This window comes from Cryobacterium sp. TMT1-2-2, assembly GCF_004403505.1.
Taxonomy (GTDB): Bacteria; Actinomycetota; Actinomycetes; order Actinomycetales; family Microbacteriaceae; genus Cryobacterium; species Cryobacterium flavum.
Genome location: NZ_SOGS01000027.1, coordinates 1 through 17,193, shown reverse-complemented (window position 1 = coordinate 17,193; position 17,193 = coordinate 1). Strand labels below are relative to the sequence as shown.

Here is a 17,193-nt window from a genome sequence, read left to right as displayed (position 1 = left end):
CCTGGTGGTCGAAGCGTCCGGCGGCTATGAGCGGATGCTAGCCTGGCTAGGCGGTGCCACCTCCACGCGCAATCAGGCCGCGTGCAATCCGGCCAGGCCAGGTCCGGCCAGGTCCGGCCAGGGCGAAAAGGAGGCCCAGTGCGAGGAATGGCAGTGGCGTTGTTCCCGTGCTCGCCAGGGTGGAACCGGCCAGCGTTGACCCGAACAGCGGCGTCAGTCGCAGCGCGGCGAGAGAAGAATTACCCGTGCCTCGTGCGGATGAATCGGTGCCGAGGAGCGTGAGCGGCACGACCTGAGTGCCACCGAGAAAGCTGTCGGTTCCCGTGGTGGTCGGAGCGACGGAGACGGTAGCCCCGCCCGGGGTCGATGAGGCGTTCGTTGCCCCCTCGGACTCGGAACCGCCCCCACGCTGATCGCGTTGCCCTGCACCGTGACCGGCGCGGCCAGATTCGCGAGAATCTGTGTGCCGCCGAGCGTGCTGTTTGAGCCGGTCGTGGTCGGCGCGACCAGGTCGGTTACGACCCCCTTTGTAGGTATTGACTTGGCCTCAGGTGAACACTTTTCCCCGAAAAGCGCCATCGAATCTGAGTCATTCCCAGAAATCTCTTGAACACCGACAGCCCAATGGCGCTAAAAGATCGGCGCCGGCACCCTGCTGCCCGCCCGGATGGAACGGGAAGCCCTCGATAGCTGGTATAGTTTTCAAGTTGTCTCCGGGCGTTACAGTTCGCGAGATTGGCATGCGCTCGTAGCTCAACGGATAGAGCATCTGACTACGGATCAGAAGGTTGGGGGTTCGAATCCCTTCGGGCGCACAAGAAAACCCCCGCAATCATTGGGATTGCGGGGGTTTGGCCGCCTTCCTTCACGACCTCATTTCCGGCGTCAACGGTCACGGGTTCCCCTGGGCTGTCTGTGGGAACAGGAGGACAGGCCGCTGGTTTCAGGTCTTCGGGGAACCGAACGCCTGCACCGTCGAGCTTTCGGTTCCCGGCGCCACAAATGACATGTGGGTGCTCGGGATTCCTGGTGGGAGCTCCGAGCAGGTCACAGTTTTCGGTAGGGCGCACGTTCTCGTGGTTGAACGTCGGCAGCTGTTGACGTTGGCCGCGGCACACCTGGCTCTGGATTCTTGGGTCCTCGGGCCGGGAAACGTCCCGGAAGGCTTCGATGTTCGAAGAGTGCATAACTGAGCGGTTCGAAAATGCTGAAACGGTCGTCGCTAAAACGGTCGATTCTGAGACCGCGGCGGCTGACGACTGATCTGCTGTGGTTTTTCGATTGAGATGGCGGCATTTCTTCAGAAGTAAATGGCGGCATGGTTGCCCGCGTCGCAGGACTGGATGGTGTCAGATGCGAAACGTTTTTCGGGCGGACATTGGTTCACGGAGCACCCGTCCGGCTGCTTCGATCACCGCGGCAGCCTGCTGCATCGGCTCGGAGCCGAGACCGCCGGGGGTCCCGAGATCGACGGACAGGTCGCCCGCCCGATGAAGCCACGTCGAGCGACGCCCTTGCCGAGTCGATGTCCTCGGCGTAGTCGGCGGGTTTCGAACTGCCCATTGCCAACACCTCCGAGTTGACGAATTACAACACCCGGCGGGACGTGACCAGAGGTGAATTGTTCGTTTGAGGCCTTGCCGGCCGCTGGTCTCATCGAAAGTGGAGAGACCCGGGGTTGGAACTAGGTAGCCTGATTTCTGCCGGCGCAACCATCCGGCCGCCAAATCTTGGCGGAGTCAAAGGCGGAGCAAGATTATCAAGCTATTTGCGTACCAGGATATGGACATTACTCGAGCCATAGACGAAGGTCAGAAGTCGATCTTCCTGGCGTACGAGCAGGCTCTGGGTAAAACCATCACAGCCGTCGAGTTCGCCAAACGCCTTGGCCTTAAATCTATTATTGTCGTTGCGCCGCTTAGTACGCGTCGTTCCTGGGAAGCGACGGTTAAGTCGCAAATTCCCGACGCTGTTTTCTATCACCTAGAGGACTCCATGAAATCTTTTCGCTCAGGGTCTTTCACCCGTCTGAAGAAAGGTGAACCTGGCTGGTATTTCATCGGCTGGGAGTTCATGCGAACTGGCGCGATCACGGGCAATCATGCGGACTTGATTATTGCTGACGAGGTACATCGAATTCAGAACCGCGAATCATGGACGAGGCACACGCTTCAATGGATCTCCAGCGACTACAAGATTGCATTGTCAGGTACTCCCTCAGCAAATAAGCCAGAGGGTCTTTTCCCGCCCATGAACTGGCTATGGCCAGAGCGGTACAAGTCCTACACCCATTGGGTTAAGACCTTCTGGCACACCCTCGGCAACCGAGCTGTCCCTAAGCTCGATCGAGAGATCATTCCGGGGGGCGTGATCCGCGATATGCCATTTTTCATTCGTCGCCTGAAGAAGGACCACCGCGGGGACATGCCGCCGGTGCTTCCAACGATCGAAGTATCCTGCGAGATGGCACCCCTTCAACGGAAAATTTACAATCAATTCCAAGAGCTCGCTCTTGTTTGGTTGGGAGAGCATCCGCTGCTTGCTGCCGTTCCGTTCACGCAAAGCCTGCGACTTCGCCAGCTGACACTCGGCGTTCCCATAATCGTGGACCACCAGGTGACTTTTGTAGAAAATGCAAAGTCTTCAAAGATAGATGCCCTAGTTGAAATCATCGAGGATCGTTCCCCAGAAGAGACGTACTTCGTATTATCGCCAAGCGCCCGATTTATCCCCGTGGTGATTTCTCGGCTTCGGAAAGCGGGCATAACAGCCGAGGCGTACACAGGGAAGACCGAGCAGAAAAAAAGAGAACGGCTTCTCCGCGAATTCGGAGGCTCCTTCCGTGTGTTGGTCGCGGGAATCGCTGCCGTTGCAGAGGGCTTAGACGGCCTGCAGCACAAGTGCAGCAATGGCGTCTGGCTTTCTAAACACGTAAACGCTCTTCTAAACACTCAAGCTGGAGAGCGTCTGGATAGACCAGGCCAGTTGGAGTCAGTTCAATGGTGGAATCTAATTGCTCCGGACACGATCGATGAGGGCACAGAAGACCGGTTGCGGGCGATCGGTAACAAATTGTCCGATCTCTACGACCCTCGCTAGAACATCGAGCGACGGTGCAGAGGGTTCGTCCTCGCGTTAACTAGAATTTGAGCCGGAAACGATCCTTAGCGAGCGGCCGCAGAGATGCCCTTCGATGGGTGGCCAAAAACGTGCCACAACTGCTGTCAAAAGCAAGACCTCAGCAAGGGTTTTGAAATGAACAGGGGTAGCAAGGCCACCCGGAAGCTTCACGCGCTGACTGATCGGGAGTGCTGGCTAACCTCTACATATGACCGACTTCCTCCTCCGGTTCGGCAAGCCGACCGACGCCCCTGTTCTGCTCGACTACGAGCGGGCCTACTTTCCCGCAGTTCCTGGCCAGCACCACGCTGGCTACTTGTACGCGGACGCCGAGCTGGCCCGAATCATGCTGACCGAGGAGCTCGCGGCGCCCCTCCGGGCGTTCACGATCGTCGCGGAGAAGGATGACAAGATCGTTGGCTTCGCCGCAGCCGCGCCTTGGTCATTGCCCGGTACCGGACAGATCGATCCCGCGCACATCCTATTGCAGTACCTCGTGGTGGGTCCCGCCCACCGCCGCTCCGGAATCGCCAAGGCTCTGGTGGCGGAAATCGAGCGTAGGGCTCTAGGCGCTCGGCAAAACGTGATCGTCGCCCACGTGCCGCCGACCGAGTCGGACTTCTACCGGGCGATCGACTGGGAGGTGGTTGTCGACGGTCGCGGGTACGCGTGGCTGCCATTCGGGAGCCACCTCCGCGCGGACATCGGAGATTCGAGCGTCGGATTTCCGCTCATGGCCGCAAAGGTGCTGCGTCCGAGGGCGATCCGCCGCACCTTCGACTTCGCGATCGTGAGCGGGCGCCCGACGCATGACGCGGCAACCGAGCTGATGCATATAGTCGACAGTGGCGACGTGGACCTTCGCGATCTCGACGAGGGCACGCGCTCCATGGTTGACCTGGCACGGAAGGGGCCGGTGCCACAGAAGGTTCTCGACTTCTTCGGGTCCACCAGGGGGCGACGGTAGTTACCCTGAATCGGCGGGATTCCAGAAAAGCGTGGGCCGGGCCGCACGTTAATTGCTCGCGGGGGTGCCCTAAGTGCAACATGCTCAGCGGCGGTTTGAAGCTTGGTACAGAACTGTCGGGGTCCTCCAACGACGCAGCTCGCATCCAGAACCGATCGTTTCTGAGTGGCAGCGGACGCGGCCCCGAATGGCCGCCCACAAACGTGTCGGAAGTGCTGTTCACGGAACTGCGCCTTTACTACTCGAGGCGGCCTTGATGAGTGATGAAGCAGCGGACTCATAAACCGTTGGGCACGGGGCTGAATCCCACGCACGCGTTCCAGATCCTTGGAAGTGGAACGCCTCTTACAGCGGAGTTAGCTGGCCGCGATTCACAGAGAAGAGGTCCCACGTTCGCATGAGCTGAGAATACGGCCTCCCTTGGGAAGTAATTTCTGCCTGATGACACCAAGGAGGATCCCGATGGAGCCGTCTATGAGCCGGACGTAGGCAGGCTGCGAATTACCGTTGCCGGCAATCAGCCATCGTTTCCACGAGGAATTGACGTCTCGACGTTGATCGGCAGCAACAGTTGGTCGGACTGCTTGTCAAGCCTCAGCATCCCAGGCTTGCCCACAATCAGGTCTTCGATGAGCCAGGCGGCGAACATGGCGGCCATTGCTGCCACGTATGTCGTGTTCACGCCGTGCGGGTCGTCCGGCACGGGCGCCAGCGTCATCTCGTCGCCGTCTATCTTGACGAAACCCGTCGTCGAGCTGCTCGTGACGTGGACCAGCTGAGACTGCTGCTTGTAAACCATTTCCAGCATCTGGCTCTGATCGATCGCTCTGAGCCTGTCTGCCACTGGTGGCATCCCTTTGCCGAGTCTGCCGAGCCGTTCGGTCTCTGCTTCCACAGCGTCAATGAGCTGCGTGTTCTTGAGCCAGGCCGACATCTTGCTGTAAAAGTCGATGTGAGTGGCTTGGAGAGTCGCGACGAGCTTCTCCAGACCGCCTTCTGTGAAGCGCGCCCATTGTGCTGTTGCTGCGTGCTCGATGGCCTGCCGCGCGAGGACGACAGCTTCGCGCGGTCTGCCGGCCCTATGCAACGTGGCGAAGGCAGCCGAGTAGCGGATCGCCTGTGCGCAAACACCGTAGATCACCTGGAACTCGCCTGCATCCGTTCCTTTGATGTCGTAAGCACGGTTGAGCAGCCGTGCTTCCTGCTCCTCGATGAACGCAAGGAGATCTTCGACTGGTGGGATTTTCTGTTCGAGGCTCACGGTTGAAAAGGTACAACAAGACCGCGACCGCACGGGGGCTTCCGCACCAGCAGACAGTGCCTAGTTGTGGTGTACCCCAACTAGGCGTCAAGCGTATATATTTTGCGCCGTCAGGATAGGGTCCAATTCTTATTTGTTGACAGCCCTTCTCGCCAGGTCTTAGAGTTCAACCTGACAAAACAGGTAGGAGATCCTCATGACGGGTCAACGAGTTGGATATGTGCGAGTCAGCACTCTCGATCAGAACACCGTCCGCCAGCTTGCTGGCGTCGACGTCGACCGGGTGTTCGAGGACAAGGCGTCGGGAAAGGATCAGAACCGGCCCGAGCTGGAGGAGATGATCAAGTTCGTCCGAGATGGCGATACTGTTCTCGTGCATTCCATGGACCGCCTGGCCCGCAACTTGGATGACCTTCGCGTGATCGTGCGCCGACTCACCGCGAATAAGGTCCGGGTTGAGTTCGTGAAAGAGCAGCTCACCTTCACTGGCGATGACAACGCGATGGCAAACCTGCTCTTGAGCGTCATGGGAGCCTTTGCTGAGTTCGAGCGTTCCTTGATCCGTGAACGTCAGCGCGAGGGCATTGCCCTGGCTAAGAAGCGTGGCGTGTACCGCGGCCGCACCCCATCCTTGGACGCGGCCCGCGCCGCGGAGCTGCGCGAGAAGGCCGCCTCTGGAGTGCCGAAAGCTGCGCTCGCTCGACACTTTGGGATCAGCCGAGAAACCGTTTACGCCTACCTCCGCGCCGAGGCCTGAAGGACTCTCCCCTGACGCAGATGCTATGCCTGCAGCTGGGGGAGTGGGCGAGTTCGCGGTGCCTCGTCTGCTGGCGCGGAAAACGCGCCAGGGCCAACGCCGCGCAGGGCACCGCCGAAAAGTGCAGGACTAATGAAAAACTCCGGGTCCGCTAAGGCGAAGTACCGGAGTTCTGAGCTGCTGCCCAGCCGCGGTCACGTTTGTGGGCGCGTGGGCTATCCGCGCTCGCGCCCACAAGCCTAGGTATTACGAGGCATAGACGACCTGCTCCGTGTTGCCGGAGATGATCGCCTTATCGATCGTGGTGGCGACGCGCACCGCATCCGCGGCTTCTCGCATCGTGACCGGAATCTCGATCTCTCCGCGCACCGCGCGCAGGAACGCGTTCAGCTCTTCGTAGAGCATGCCTTGCGGGGCTCCGTACACCGACCCGCCGGCGGGCACCGGATAGGTGAGGCGGCTGCTGTAGGAGCTCATTCCGAAATCGTGGACGTCGATGCGCACTTCGCCGCTGTTCCCGATCAAGCGTAGCCGGGCGTCGATGTCGGTGGGATATTCCTCGGGGAGCCCCCATGCAGCCTCGAGTGCCACTACTCCGCCGCCGGCGAGGCGGAGGTTTCCGGTGACTGCTACGGCCTGTCCGCCGTCCGGAGTGCGCTGTTCGGACTCAAACGCCTGCACCGCGACGACGCGTTCGCCGACGATCCAGGTCAGAGCATCGATGTCGTGGATGCCGAGGAAGAACGTCACGGATGTGCGGCCGTTGACTCGGCGCGCGACGCCGACCTTGTTGTTGCGGCGGACGTTGCCGTGGATGACGGAACCGATCGAACCGGAGGAGACCAGATTTTTAGCGGTGATGTACTGGTTGGCGAACCGGAGCGTGTGTCCCGGCATTGCGATGACGTTGGATTCCTCCGCGACGCGCACCAGATTGTCGGACTCCTCGACGCTGGTCGCGATCGGCTTCTCGAGCAGGAGGTGGACGTCGGCCTGCATGATCTTCACGGCGTCGTCGTGATGCAAATGGTCGGGGGTGCTGAGCGTGACCGCGTCGACGACGCCTGCCTCGAGCAACTCAGTTGCGCTGCTGAACGCTGCGCAGCCGATCTCAGCCGCGACGTCGTCAGCGACATGGCGGACAAAATCTGCCACAGCGGTCACTTCGACGCCGGGGATGTTGCGGTAAATGTCGAGGTGCTCGCGGCCAATAGCGCCGAGACCGATGACTCCTACACGGACCATGATGGTTATCTCCTTAGGTTGATCTATTTGACGCCGCCGAACGACAACCCGTGAGCCATGTGCTTGCGGACGACGATGGCGAAGATGACGATGGGCAGCGCTCCGATGACACCGGCCGCGGTGAGGCGGGCCCAATTGGTGCCGTAGAAACTGAGGAACCCGGAGATGGTGATCGGGACGGTCTGAACCTTCATCCTTGATGCGAACAGAGCCCGTTACTTAACCGCGCCAGCCGAAAGACCTCGTACTAGATAACGCTGCGCGAAGATCGCGAACGAGAGTGGAATGACGAGCGACACGACCACGACAGCGGAGACATTGCCCCACGCAATCCCTGCACTCGTCACAAAGAACGCCGCTCCTACAGTGACCGGCGTGGCTTGGGAGCTCGAAAGGATGACGGCAAAGAGGTAGTCGGACCACGTGAATAGGAAGACAAGGATTCCCACTGCGACGAGTCCTGGGGCCAAAAGCGGAAGAACGATGGATCCGAGCGTGCGATAAGCGCTTGCCCCGTCGATCACCGCCGCCTCCTCGACGTCGATCGGCACTTCTCGCACGGCACCGCAGATGATAAGCATCGCGAGCGGCAGGTTCAGGAATGTGTTCGCCAGAACAAGCGCTGGAATTGAGTCGTAGAGACCAAATGCAGAGAGCATTAGGAAAAACGGGATAGCGAAAAACATCGCCGGCACGAGCCGGAGAGAGGTGATGAAGTTCAGTAATGCGCTTCCGCCGAAGCCGAGTCGCACGATTGCGTAGCTCGCGGGGACTGCGATGACCATGACAAGCACGACCGTCCCAAGCGCCGTGAACGCCGAGTTCATGAGGAATTTGGTGAAGTCGTAGCCTGAGCCGCCAAAGATCGCGACGTAATGGTCCAAGGTAAAGCCGCGCTCGAACGAGAATGGCGAGGTTGCAATGTCGCCGTCGGTCTTAAACGAGGTGATGACGGCATTGAAGAGAGGCAGGTTGATCAACAGGCCAACGACCACGACAATCGCGGTACGCCACCAGCCTCTTTTCGTGCGGCGACGCGCTCGGTCCTGTGTGATCGGTCGGGGGGAACTCAGTGTCGCGTTCATCACTTCTTCTTCGCTACTACATCGCCGTTCAACCGGCGCACGACGATGGGCACTAGAGGCAGCATTACGATCGCGACAATTGCCGCTGCGGCTGAGGCAGTACCAAAGTCACCGCCGGAGAGGATTTTGTAGATGTAGATGCTGAGAGTAGTTGTGGAGTTGCCGGGTCCGCCGCCCGTGAGCACGTATACCGTGTCGAAAGTTCGGAAGGCGTCGATGGCACGAAGGAAGCCTGCGATGAAGATCGTGGGCATGAGCAACGGTATGACGATCGATGTGATGACACGCGCATACCGAGCACGGTCAAGCGAAGCCGCCTCGTAGAGTTCCTCAGGCACTGACTGCAGTGCGGAATAGAAGAGCAGGAACGTGAACGGGGTCCACTGCAGCAAGTCAAGGATCACTAGGACCGGAATGATCGAGTCGGAGCTGAAAAGCGAAACGCTCTGCCCGAGCGAGCTGAAGATCGCCGGCACCAGCCCGATATCTTGGTTGAGGATAAGACGGAACATGATGCCCATAAGAGCCGGAGCGATCATGACTGGCAGGATGATGACGCTCAGCAACCATTTCTTGCCAGGGAAAGCGCGATCGAAGACTAGCGCGAGGAGGAAGCCCAGCACGAGCTCGATCGCGGTGACGACGACCGTGTAGATCACGGTAAAGCGCAGCGCGATCCAGAACCCACCGTCGCCGAGCACGCGGGCGAAGTTGTCGAGTCCGACGAAGCCCGGCTCGGGGTTGAGCAGTGTGCGGTCAAGGAGCGCCGTTTGCACACCAGTGATGATCGGGTAGACAACGAGGATCGCCAGGAACACTAGAAGGGGCACGCTGAGGATCCAACGCGCCCCCTTGTTCCCCGTCGAGAAGCGAGGAGAGGACATTGCTCGCTACTTATTGATCAGGTCGGCTAGCGCGTCGTCGGCCGCGTCGACGGAGTCGTCAATGTCCGCTTCGCCCACCCATGCGGCCGATAGCTTGTCGGCGATCATCGTGTAGATGTCGAACGCGCGAGGCACATTCGGCTCCGCGAAACTATTTTCAGTCATGTCGCGTGACAGGTACGGGAACAGCGGGTTCACCTCAGCGTTGGCGTCGAGCACTGTCGGCATCGCCGCGATGCCTCCTGCCCCTACGTAGGTCGTCATAGTATCTGCCATGGCGAGGTACTCGATGAATTTTTTCGCAGCGTCCTTGTTCTCACCGTACTTATTGATACCCACGGACAGAGTGTGTACATGGGTCTGGTGGATGTCGCCGGGGATCGGCGCCACGCCGATCTTGCCCGCGGTAAGCGGCGACTGGTCGGGATCGTTCAGTCCGGCGAACGCCGCGCCCCATTGGATGGCGAAGGCCGCGTTACCCGATGTGAGCGCCGCCTGCGTCTCCGGGTACTCCGCCTGTGAGGAGTCGGCCGAGACGACACCCGCCGTGTAAGCGTCCGAGTACACGGCCACGGCCTTCTTAGCCGCATCGCTGTTCAAGTCGGGCTTGCCGTCGGAGTCGAGCCATCCTCCGCCGAAGCTCCAGAGCACGTCATCCCAGACCATGGCGTTGTAGACGAGGTTCTTGGCCTGGAGAATCGTGCCGTACTCGGTGGGCGAGTCGGCGTTGTACTTCTTCGTAAAGTACGCCGCCGATGCGAGGTAGTCTTCCCAGGTCCAGTCGTCCGGGCTTTTTGGCTGGAGCGCGGTCCCGAATGCCTCCAGGCTGATCGCTTCGAACCCCGCTTCGTCGGCCAGCATCGTGTCGATCAAGTCGGTACGGTAGTAAAGGAAGTGATTGCTGACATCGAGCGGCACGCCGTAGAGCTTATCGTCCACTTTGAGCGAGTCGACGGCCGTCGTGAAGTACTGCGACTCGTCGATATCGATCGGCTCCAGATAGGGAGCATGCTGTGCGACGAGATAGCTGGCGGTGCGGTACAGATCGTAGTCCGACGACTTTGTGGACATCACCGCAGCCTCCTTGGCATACGTGTCGGTGCGGCTGAGCTGCGTTATCTCGACCGAGATGCCATCGTCTTTACCTGCCCCGGCGTTAAACGCGTCGACGAGGACGCTCATCGCGTCGGCCTCCGGTCCGGGTTCGAACACCATTTTGAGCGTCGTAGTGTCCGATCCCTCGCTTGCAACCGGAGCACATCCCGAGAGGATGAGTGCGATGGCGGTCACCGCTCCAACGGCGATGGCGGGCTTGACCGCCCGTAATGCAAATGTCATGAGATCTCCAAGGTGAAGTGGCGCGTTTGGGAACTGTTTACTTTTGACAATTTAGCTTTTGGTTCAAACCAACGTTACGCAGGTCTAGACCTGATACTGTAGCCTAGCAGGAGTCAGGACGATTCTCACTACAGATTTTGGAGGCGGTTTATGGGCCAGGCCATCGTTGATGCCGGGCAAAGCGGCATCCGCGTCTATCTCTCGAAGGCGGGTCGAACTGATGTATCGCTCGAATTTCCCGGCGTTCGCGCGCACGATAACGTCCTCCTCCAGGTCGCGCGAGTTGTCGCCGAATCGATCGGCAATTTTGGCAGCCATGATGATTGGACAGTCGCGGCGGGAATCACCGGGCTCACCGCGATCCACGGCGGCGCCAATACCCTGTTGTTAGCTTTGCCGACATCCGTCACGCGCGTGGTCATCGGACACGACTCGGCGACAAGTTATCTCGGAGCTCTGGGCAATGCACCTGGCGCGGTCCTAGCCGTCGGAACCGGAGTCGTCGTAACAGCATGCGCTGCGGCGACCACAGCACGCGTCGACGGCTGGGGCCACCTCTTCGGCGACGCCGGGGGCGGATTTTGGATCGGCTCACGAGGCCTCACCGCAGTATTGGAGGCGGAGGACGGTCGAGCACTATCGACAAGTCTCACTGCCGCGGCCATTGCACGTTTCGGCGCCATCGACACCCTGCCGAGCATCGTCTACGAGAACCCCGACCGCGTCGCCGCGGTCGCTGCCTTCTGCATCGATGTCGTCGCCTGCGCGGAACACGGGGACTCGCTCGCTGACGGGATACTCACGGAAGGCGCACGCCAGCTCGCCCGCTCGGCCCAGGCAGCATTGGAAGCCGTCGGCCTCGCGGAGGACAGCCGTGTCGTGTCCTGGTCAGGCAACCTCATTCAAGGCAGCAATTACGTGCGACGCCTCATCCGCACGGAACTCGCGTCACTCCCCGTCGCTGCCAGCCTCGTCGCCCCGGTGGGGACACCGCTTGACGGCGCCCGCGCTCTCATCAACCTTCCCGCAACCCATCCACTGTACGGCGAGGTCACCCGCGCGTACCGTAACGAAAAGTGACCATGCACCCTTCGCTCCTGTCCATCAAGAACGGTCTCGTCGTTTCCTGCCAAACCTCTGCCGGCAACCCAGTGATGGGCCCCGAATCCATGACACTCATGGCGATTGCCGCTGCGACGGGCGGGGCTGTCGGATTCCGCGCAGAGGGAGCGATCGATATCGCCGCTATCCGCGCCACTACCGCGCTGCCGATTATCGGTATCCGCAAGACCAGTCGTTCGGCGGCCGGCGGCGTCTTCATCACACCGACCTTCGAAACGGCGACCGAGATGGCGGCGGCAGGCGCGGACGTCATCGCGCTCGACGGTACCCCGCGACCGCGCCCGGGCGGTCAGACCCTCGCCGAGATCATCACGCGAATTCATGACGACCTCGGACTCCCTGTGATGGCAGACACGGACAGCGTCGACTCCGGCCTCTACGCGGAGGACGCGGGAGCTGACGTGATCGGTACCACCCTTTCTGGATACACGGCCGCCGGCCCCATACCCGACGTCCCCGACGTCGACCTAGTGGCGTCCCTTGTTGCCCGGCTCGACCGCCCGGTCATCGCAGAGGGGCGATACTGGACGCGTGAAAATGTCGCCGCGGCCTACGCTGTGGGGGCCTACTCTGTAGTGGTTGGCAGTGCCGTCACCAACCCGATGATGATCACCCGCCGCATGGTCGCCGTGACCCCGCGTTCAGCACAGTAACCAGCCCCGCACTACCACCCCAGGAGTTCGACGATGGCGCCCAAACATCTTCTCATCCGCGAGCAACTGCTGGCCGAAATATCCGCCATGCACAGAGACGACGCACTTCCGCAGGAACGCGAGCTCGCGGAACGATTTGACGTGAGCCGAACGACTGTGCGGCAGGCGTTGCGAGGTCTGGCCGAAGACGGTCTGATCTACTCCATTCGAGGAATGGGCACATTCGTCTCCGGCGGTCGAATTTCGAAGGGACTCAAGCTGACGTCATTCTCCGAGGATATGCGCGGCCGCGACATGGAGCCGTCGTCGCGAGTTCTGAGTGCCACAGAGATGATCGCGACCAACGAAGTCGCGCTAAAGCTCGAGCTCGCACCGAAGTCCGCAGTCTTCGCGATCGAGCGCCTTCGGCTCGCGGACGGTGTTCCTATGTGCCGAGAGACGATCTACCTTCCCGCACACTTGTTCCCCCATCTGCTTCAGTTTGACCTAAGCAGCTCGTTGTATAAATTGATGGCAGAGCAATTCCGTGTACGGGTGGAGAACGCCACTCAACGGGTGTCGAGTGCGCTTATCTCCGGCGCCGACGCGGACCTCCTGGGCGTTCCGCATCGCGCGCCAGCCCTCGTCGTGAGCCGCCAAGGAGTGGACGGGAAGGGGCGTCTCGTTGAGTACGCGGTGAGCATCTATCGCGGGGACCGATACGATTACAGCTTTACTGTGCAACGCTGAGTGCCCAACTCTTCCGCTGCGCCCGCATCTCGTGGACGTACGTCTAGCCGCGAACCGGATCCGAATGGCGAGCAAGCGACCTGATCGGTTAGTTTGTCGATGACTGCGTCCTCGCGGCAGTATCTTTGGCCGCTCCAGCTGTGTGGGCGCAGGTGTCGACTGTCCAGGCGCCGAGGGGAAGCACGGATAAAAGTAGGTCGAAATCATTTGCGTCGGCTTGGACTGTGGACTTCGGCGCTCTTTGGCGGCGTTCTGTGATCGCTCTGTGTCCCTATTTCCGATGACGCCGCCGGTGATTGTGGTTGCGTCGTCCGTCGTATCGTCGCCGGGTTGAGACTTGGCAGGGAGAAGGAGGGTTGGAGTTCGGGAGGTCTGCCGGCGTCGCCGGTTCTGTGTGGGTCCGTAACGGAGACCACTTGGTGTCTTAGAAAACTAAAGGTTTACAAGACACGAGACCTACCCAAATCGAGTCGTGGGAAAAGTGCAGAAAGGCGCGGAATCGCGGGCTCCGATTTTGTCTCGGAAAGTCGTCTCGCCATTCGTGGTGTCTCACTATCCTCGAAGGGATTTTTTGAGGCAGAATGAGTTTATGAGGGTGCTGGGTTACACGCGAGTGAGTACGGCGAGTCAAGATGCGCAGTTGCAGCTCGATGCTCTGGTTGCCGCCGGGGTGCAGAAGCGCGACGTGTTTGCGGATATCACCTCGGGGAGCAAGACGGCCATTGAGCGTCCAGGGATGAAGAAGCTCCTCGGTTACGCCGAACCCGGCGACATTATTGTCGTGTGGCGGGTGGACCGGCTCGGCCGGTCGCTCATCGATGTCCTCAACACGGTGAACCTGCTGCGGGAGCGTGGTGTGCTCGTCCGCTCGATCTCGGATGGGATCGACCCCGCCACGACGAACGGTCGGCTGATGCTGAATATGCTCGCGACACTGGCGGAGTATGAGCGCGAACTCATCGTCGAACGCGTCAATGCGGGCATCGCCGCCGCACGCACTGCCGGCACCCGCTTCGGCCGCCCAGCCGTGGACCCGACAGTGATCGCCGACAAGCTCGGGATCGTCAACGCCGCACGGAAGGGCGGACGCACTGCCGCCGATGCCGCCCACCTCGTCGGATGGAGCCGCGCGACCCTCTATCGCCACCAACATGCCCTCGCCGCCCGCGAGGGCCAGTGATGTAGCCAACCGTGGACGGCGACGAGCGGTGGCGGGTTCCTGGACTTCACGTCGAGGACCAGGTACCGCTTGCGGCTGTCGCCCGCGACACTGGGTCAGTGCGCGGACGTTGCAACGTTGGCACCAGCTCTACCGGGTCGGCGGTATCGTGGCGCTTGACCCTCGCCCGCGCGCCGACACGGGAACGCGACGCACCGCGGCGCTTGCTCGATAACGAAGGATTCCGAGAAGCTAACTAGCAGGCCAGCTGGCCTCCATTAGCGTTGAAGAATGAGCTCTCTCGTTCCCACGGACTACGCCACCACACTCGAGAGCATTAAGCGGCTCGTGCATGAGGCGCGCTACATCGCCCAGCGCCGAGTGAACACTGAACTGCTCCGGCTCTACTGGCAGATCGGAGCGATGATCATCGAGCGACAGAAGACAGCTCCGTAGGGTAGCAAGGTCCTCTCTCAGCTGTCCGTGGATTTGCGTGCAGAGTTCCCCACCGCGAAAGGGTTTTCGCCGGCCAACCTCAAGTACATGCGGAGGTTCGCCGAGGCGTGGCCCGATCAGGACGCAATCGGTCAACGATCCGTTGGCCAATTGCCCTGGGGCCACGTCATCGAGCTGATCGAGAAGCTCAACGACGCCGAGCTGCGCAATTGGTATAGCGCTAAGGACGTCGCGCAGGGCTGGAGCCGACCCGTCCTGGCACGCCAGATCAAGTCCCTCCTTCACCTTCGTGAGGGGGCAGCCCCTTCCAACTTTCCGCACGCTCTCGAACGCGCCGACTCGGAGCTCGCTCAGCAGATCACGAAGGATCCGTTTACGCTCGAGTTCCTCGCCATCGACGGGGACGCTGCCGAGCGACAGTTGGAGGACCGGCTCGGCGAGCGCATCATTGACACGCTCCGTGAGCTCGGCCCTGGGTTTGCGTTTGTTGGCCGCCAGGTCCACTTCGATGTCGACGGCGATGACTTCTTCGTGGATTTGCTGTTCTTTCACGTCGATCAACTTCGGTATGTGGTTATCGAGTTGAAGACCACGAAATTCGAGCCGCGCGACGCCGGTCAGCTCGGTTTCTATGTCGCCCTCGTCGAGGACCGGCTGCGGGGGTCACAGCACCAGCCCACGGTCGGGATGCTGCTGGTTGCCGACAAGAACGAGTCCGTTGTGCGGTACGCACTCGCTGGCACCAGCCAGCCGATCGCCGTCTCTCGTTACGATCTCTCGCCTGCCGAGCAGGCTGCGCTCCCCGCCGAGGACGCTCTCACGCGCGCGGTCGCCCTTGAGTTCGACGACCACGCCCCAGAGTCGGCGTAACCATCAGTAAACAGGCTTGATGTGGACCCCTCTCGGTTTCCATCACGCAAGCTCAATTAGTGACCTTTGGGACACGCAGAATAGATGACTGGATAAGTGACAACTTTGAGTTCTTACGAAGATCTGATCGTGGTGTCACGTAATCGAACGCATAAATGACAGGGGTTGAGCATGCTCGTCGGATACATGCGCGTTTCCAAAACTGACGGCTCCCAGAGCACCGACCTGCAACGCGATTCCCTTGTTGCATCCGGCGTCGACCCGGACCACCTGTACGAAGACCACGCCTCCGGCAAGAAGGACGACCGTCCTCAGTTGCTGGCATGCGTGAAAGCACTTCGCAACGGTGACACTCTTCTTGTATGGAAACTTGACCGGCTGGGTCGTGATCTACGCCATTTGGTCAACACAGTTCATGACCTCACCGACCGAGGCATCGGCCTTAGAGTGCTCACCGGCGAGGGTTCGGCGATCGACACCACCACCGCATCCGGCAAGCTCGTCTTTGGGATCTTCGCCGCATTGGCCGAATTTGAGCGAGCACTCATTTCTGAGCGCACCGTTGCTGGGCTCGCCGCCGCGCGAGCACGGGGAAGGACCGGTGGGCGTCCGTTCAAGATGACGCCGGCAAAGATTCGCTTGGCGATGGCCGCGATGGGTCAAAAAGAAACGAAGGTCGGCGAACTCAGCAAGGAACTCGGGATCAGCCGGCAAACGCTGTACCGCCATGTCTCCCCGACGGGGGAGCTTCGACCTGATGGTGCGAAGCTACTGGGCAAAGCTAAGGTGCGCGCTGCGGTCCAAATATCAGGTCAGCTCTAGGCTCTCGGCCGGGTGTCAATCGAGAATTCGACCCCAGCGCCCCATAGTTTCCTGACTGTTCCTACCGTCAGATCACGTTCGAAGTTATGAAGCGCGATCGCGGCTCCGCCGACAGTACTGGCGAGTAGCGCTTGATGGTAGCGCCAGTCCAGGTAGTTGGTAACAAAGTTCTGACGAGGTGGTAGCGGCCCGGGCTTGGTGCCCGGGCCGCCGTGGTGTTATTCCCAGTAGCCTTTCTGGGCGCGGGCTTGGTCGTTGCGCTGCTGGCGCATGTCGATCTGGCCGAGTTTGATGATGCGGGCGTTGTTGGCCAGGCGGTTCACGATCGAGTCCGCTGCGACTCGGTCGGGCAGCTCGGCGACCCAGTGCGCGGGTCCGGTCTGCGAGGCGATCATCGTCGGGAGCCGGTGCTCCCTGTTGGCGAGGATCGCGAACAAATCGTTGCCAGCGTCGCTGTCGATGCCGACTGTGAGGAAGTCATCGATGATGAGCAGGTCGACGTTCGACAGCTCGTTCAACAGTTTCTGGTGGGCGATGGCGTCGCCGCGAGCAATGACGAGCTTTCGGGCGAGGTCGTCCATCCGGTAGTAGAGCACCGAATGCTCACTCTCGCAGGCGCCGATAGCCAGGGCGCAGGCGAGATAGGTTTTCCCGCCTCCGGTGGGCGAAATGATCAGCAGGTTCGTTGCATCGGAGCGCCAGTCATGGGCGGCATAGCGTCGCAT

The 17,193-nt window shown here is 60.6% G+C and carries 17 protein-coding genes, 1 tRNA gene and 1 pseudogene; 11 read left to right on the top strand and 8 right to left on the bottom strand.

Translation table 11 applies throughout. The features are described 5' to 3' along the window. Positions 1 to 46: 46 nt before the first annotated feature. Positions 47 to 289 (bottom strand): hypothetical protein, encoded by a 243-nt coding sequence (locus E3T35_RS17970; RefSeq protein ID WP_134344972.1) that lies wholly within the window; start codon positions 287 to 289, stop codon positions 47 to 49. Positions 290 to 742: 453 nt separating this feature from the next. On the opposite strand from E3T35_RS17970, the gene E3T35_RS17965 reads away from it, so the two are divergent. The 3 genes from E3T35_RS17965 to E3T35_RS17955 all read left to right on the top strand — a co-directional run bounded on the left by E3T35_RS17965 (position 743) and on the right by E3T35_RS17955 (position 4,087). Beyond that, positions 743 to 815, top strand: a tRNA-Arg gene (locus E3T35_RS17965). 940 nt (positions 816 to 1,755) lie between these two features. Next, on the top strand, positions 1,756 to 3,099 hold the full coding sequence (locus tag E3T35_RS17960; RefSeq protein WP_370449356.1) for an SNF2-related protein: 1,344 nt from the start codon (positions 1,756 to 1,758) through the stop codon (positions 3,097 to 3,099). A gap of 229 nt (positions 3,100 to 3,328) precedes the next feature. After that, on the top strand, positions 3,329 to 4,087 hold the full coding sequence (locus tag E3T35_RS17955; RefSeq protein WP_134380487.1) for a GNAT family N-acetyltransferase: 759 nt from the start codon (positions 3,329 to 3,331) through the stop codon (positions 4,085 to 4,087). 517 nt (positions 4,088 to 4,604) lie between these two features. On the opposite strand, the gene E3T35_RS17950 is transcribed toward E3T35_RS17955, so the two are convergent. Then, a complete protein-coding gene (locus E3T35_RS17950) occupies positions 4,605 to 5,348 on the bottom strand; it encodes a DUF5677 domain-containing protein (protein ID WP_134344975.1) in 744 nt (247 codons plus the stop codon). Positions 5,349 to 5,544: 196 nt separating this feature from the next. On the opposite strand from E3T35_RS17950, the gene E3T35_RS17945 reads away from it, so the two are divergent. Further along, the gene (locus E3T35_RS17945) at positions 5,545 to 6,105 is read left to right on the top strand and encodes a recombinase family protein (RefSeq protein ID WP_134380484.1); all 561 of its coding nucleotides are present in this window, start codon (positions 5,545 to 5,547) and stop codon (positions 6,103 to 6,105) included. 246 nt (positions 6,106 to 6,351) lie between these two features. Here E3T35_RS17945 and E3T35_RS17940 read toward each other — a convergent pair whose 3' ends face one another. From E3T35_RS17940 to E3T35_RS17925, 5 genes are read right to left on the bottom strand one after another with little or no spacing between them, the layout of a single operon-like run. After that, a complete protein-coding gene (locus E3T35_RS17940) occupies positions 6,352 to 7,350 on the bottom strand; it encodes a Gfo/Idh/MocA family protein (protein WP_134380481.1) in 999 nt (332 codons plus the stop codon). 23 nt (positions 7,351 to 7,373) lie between these two features. Continuing rightward, complete coding sequence (locus tag E3T35_RS19420) at positions 7,374 to 7,544, bottom strand: hypothetical protein (protein WP_166790007.1); 171 nt, start codon at positions 7,542 to 7,544, stop codon at positions 7,374 to 7,376. A gap of 21 nt (positions 7,545 to 7,565) precedes the next feature. Further along, positions 7,566 to 8,435 (bottom strand): carbohydrate ABC transporter permease, encoded by an 870-nt coding sequence (locus E3T35_RS17935; protein WP_134344978.1) that lies wholly within the window; start codon positions 8,433 to 8,435, stop codon positions 7,566 to 7,568. Beyond that, positions 8,435 to 9,265: a carbohydrate ABC transporter permease gene (locus E3T35_RS17930; RefSeq protein WP_166790006.1), complete on the bottom strand. Its 831-nt coding sequence runs from the start codon at positions 9,263 to 9,265 to the stop codon at positions 8,435 to 8,437. The genes E3T35_RS17935 and E3T35_RS17930 overlap by 1 nt, the downstream gene beginning before the upstream one ends. 60 nt (positions 9,266 to 9,325) lie before the next feature. Next, positions 9,326 to 10,657, bottom strand: coding sequence for an ABC transporter substrate-binding protein (locus E3T35_RS17925; protein WP_134380478.1), 1,332 nt, complete (start codon positions 10,655 to 10,657; stop codon positions 9,326 to 9,328). 150 nt (positions 10,658 to 10,807) lie between these two features. On the opposite strand from E3T35_RS17925, the gene E3T35_RS17920 reads away from it, so the two are divergent. The 7 genes and pseudogenes from E3T35_RS17920 (at position 10,808) to E3T35_RS17890 (ending at position 16,468) form a co-directional block, all read left to right on the top strand. After that, positions 10,808 to 11,737, top strand: a complete 930-nt coding sequence (locus E3T35_RS17920; protein ID WP_134380475.1) for an N-acetylglucosamine kinase — start codon at positions 10,808 to 10,810, stop codon at positions 11,735 to 11,737. 2 nt (positions 11,738 to 11,739) lie between these two features. Beyond that, positions 11,740 to 12,432 carry an N-acetylmannosamine-6-phosphate 2-epimerase gene (locus tag E3T35_RS17915; protein WP_134345026.1) on the top strand — a complete coding sequence of 231 codons (693 nt, stop codon included), beginning with the start codon at positions 11,740 to 11,742 and terminating at the stop codon, positions 12,430 to 12,432. A 33-nt stretch (positions 12,433 to 12,465) separates the two neighbouring features. Further along, positions 12,466 to 13,161 (top strand): GntR family transcriptional regulator, encoded by a 696-nt coding sequence (locus E3T35_RS17910; protein ID WP_134344982.1) that lies wholly within the window; start codon positions 12,466 to 12,468, stop codon positions 13,159 to 13,161. A 589-nt stretch (positions 13,162 to 13,750) separates the two neighbouring features. Continuing rightward, the gene (locus E3T35_RS17905; protein WP_134380472.1) at positions 13,751 to 14,341 is read left to right on the top strand and encodes a recombinase family protein; all 591 of its coding nucleotides are present in this window, start codon (positions 13,751 to 13,753) and stop codon (positions 14,339 to 14,341) included. 270 nt (positions 14,342 to 14,611) lie between these two features. After that, positions 14,612 to 15,055 (top strand): annotated as a pseudogene (locus E3T35_RS20330) (DUF1016 N-terminal domain-containing protein); the annotation flags it as partial. After that, complete coding sequence (locus E3T35_RS20325) at positions 15,032 to 15,646, top strand: PDDEXK nuclease domain-containing protein (RefSeq protein WP_370449355.1); 615 nt, start codon at positions 15,032 to 15,034, stop codon at positions 15,644 to 15,646. The pseudogene E3T35_RS20330 and the gene E3T35_RS20325, both read left to right, overlap by 24 nt. A gap of 171 nt (positions 15,647 to 15,817) precedes the next feature. Continuing rightward, positions 15,818 to 16,468 (top strand): recombinase family protein, encoded by a 651-nt coding sequence (locus tag E3T35_RS17890; protein ID WP_134380469.1) that lies wholly within the window; start codon positions 15,818 to 15,820, stop codon positions 16,466 to 16,468. Between the two features lie 218 nt (positions 16,469 to 16,686). On the opposite strand, the gene E3T35_RS17885 is transcribed toward E3T35_RS17890, so the two are convergent. Continuing rightward, on the bottom strand, positions 16,687 to 17,193 hold a 507-nt coding region (locus E3T35_RS17885; RefSeq protein WP_134380466.1), incomplete at its 5' end, for an ATP-binding protein.

What these genes read in the sequence shown, in the direction of transcription:
- E3T35_RS17935 (WP_134344978.1), bottom strand. Translation starts at nt 8,435, where the DNA reads ATGAACGCGACACTGAGTTCCCCCCGACCGATCACACAGGACCGAGCG.
- E3T35_RS17915 (WP_134345026.1), top strand. Translation starts at nt 11,740, where the DNA reads ATGCACCCTTCGCTCCTGTCCATCAAGAACGGTCTCGTCGTTTCCTGC.
- E3T35_RS19420 (WP_166790007.1), bottom strand. Translation starts at nt 7,544, where the DNA reads ATGAAGGTTCAGACCGTCCCGATCACCATCTCCGGGTTCCTCAGTTTC.
- E3T35_RS17955 (WP_134380487.1), top strand. Translation starts at nt 3,329, where the DNA reads ATGACCGACTTCCTCCTCCGGTTCGGCAAGCCGACCGACGCCCCTGTT.
- E3T35_RS17945 (WP_134380484.1), top strand. Translation starts at nt 5,545, where the DNA reads ATGACGGGTCAACGAGTTGGATATGTGCGAGTCAGCACTCTCGATCAG.
- E3T35_RS17920 (WP_134380475.1), top strand. Translation starts at nt 10,808, where the DNA reads ATGGGCCAGGCCATCGTTGATGCCGGGCAAAGCGGCATCCGCGTCTAT.
- E3T35_RS17940 (WP_134380481.1), bottom strand. Translation starts at nt 7,350, where the DNA reads ATGGTCCGTGTAGGAGTCATCGGTCTCGGCGCTATTGGCCGCGAGCAC.
- E3T35_RS17910 (WP_134344982.1), top strand. Translation starts at nt 12,466, where the DNA reads ATGGCGCCCAAACATCTTCTCATCCGCGAGCAACTGCTGGCCGAAATA.
- E3T35_RS17905 (WP_134380472.1), top strand. Translation starts at nt 13,751, where the DNA reads ATGAGGGTGCTGGGTTACACGCGAGTGAGTACGGCGAGTCAAGATGCG.
- E3T35_RS17890 (WP_134380469.1), top strand. Translation starts at nt 15,818, where the DNA reads ATGCTCGTCGGATACATGCGCGTTTCCAAAACTGACGGCTCCCAGAGC.
- E3T35_RS17925 (WP_134380478.1), bottom strand. Translation starts at nt 10,657, where the DNA reads ATGACATTTGCATTACGGGCGGTCAAGCCCGCCATCGCCGTTGGAGCG.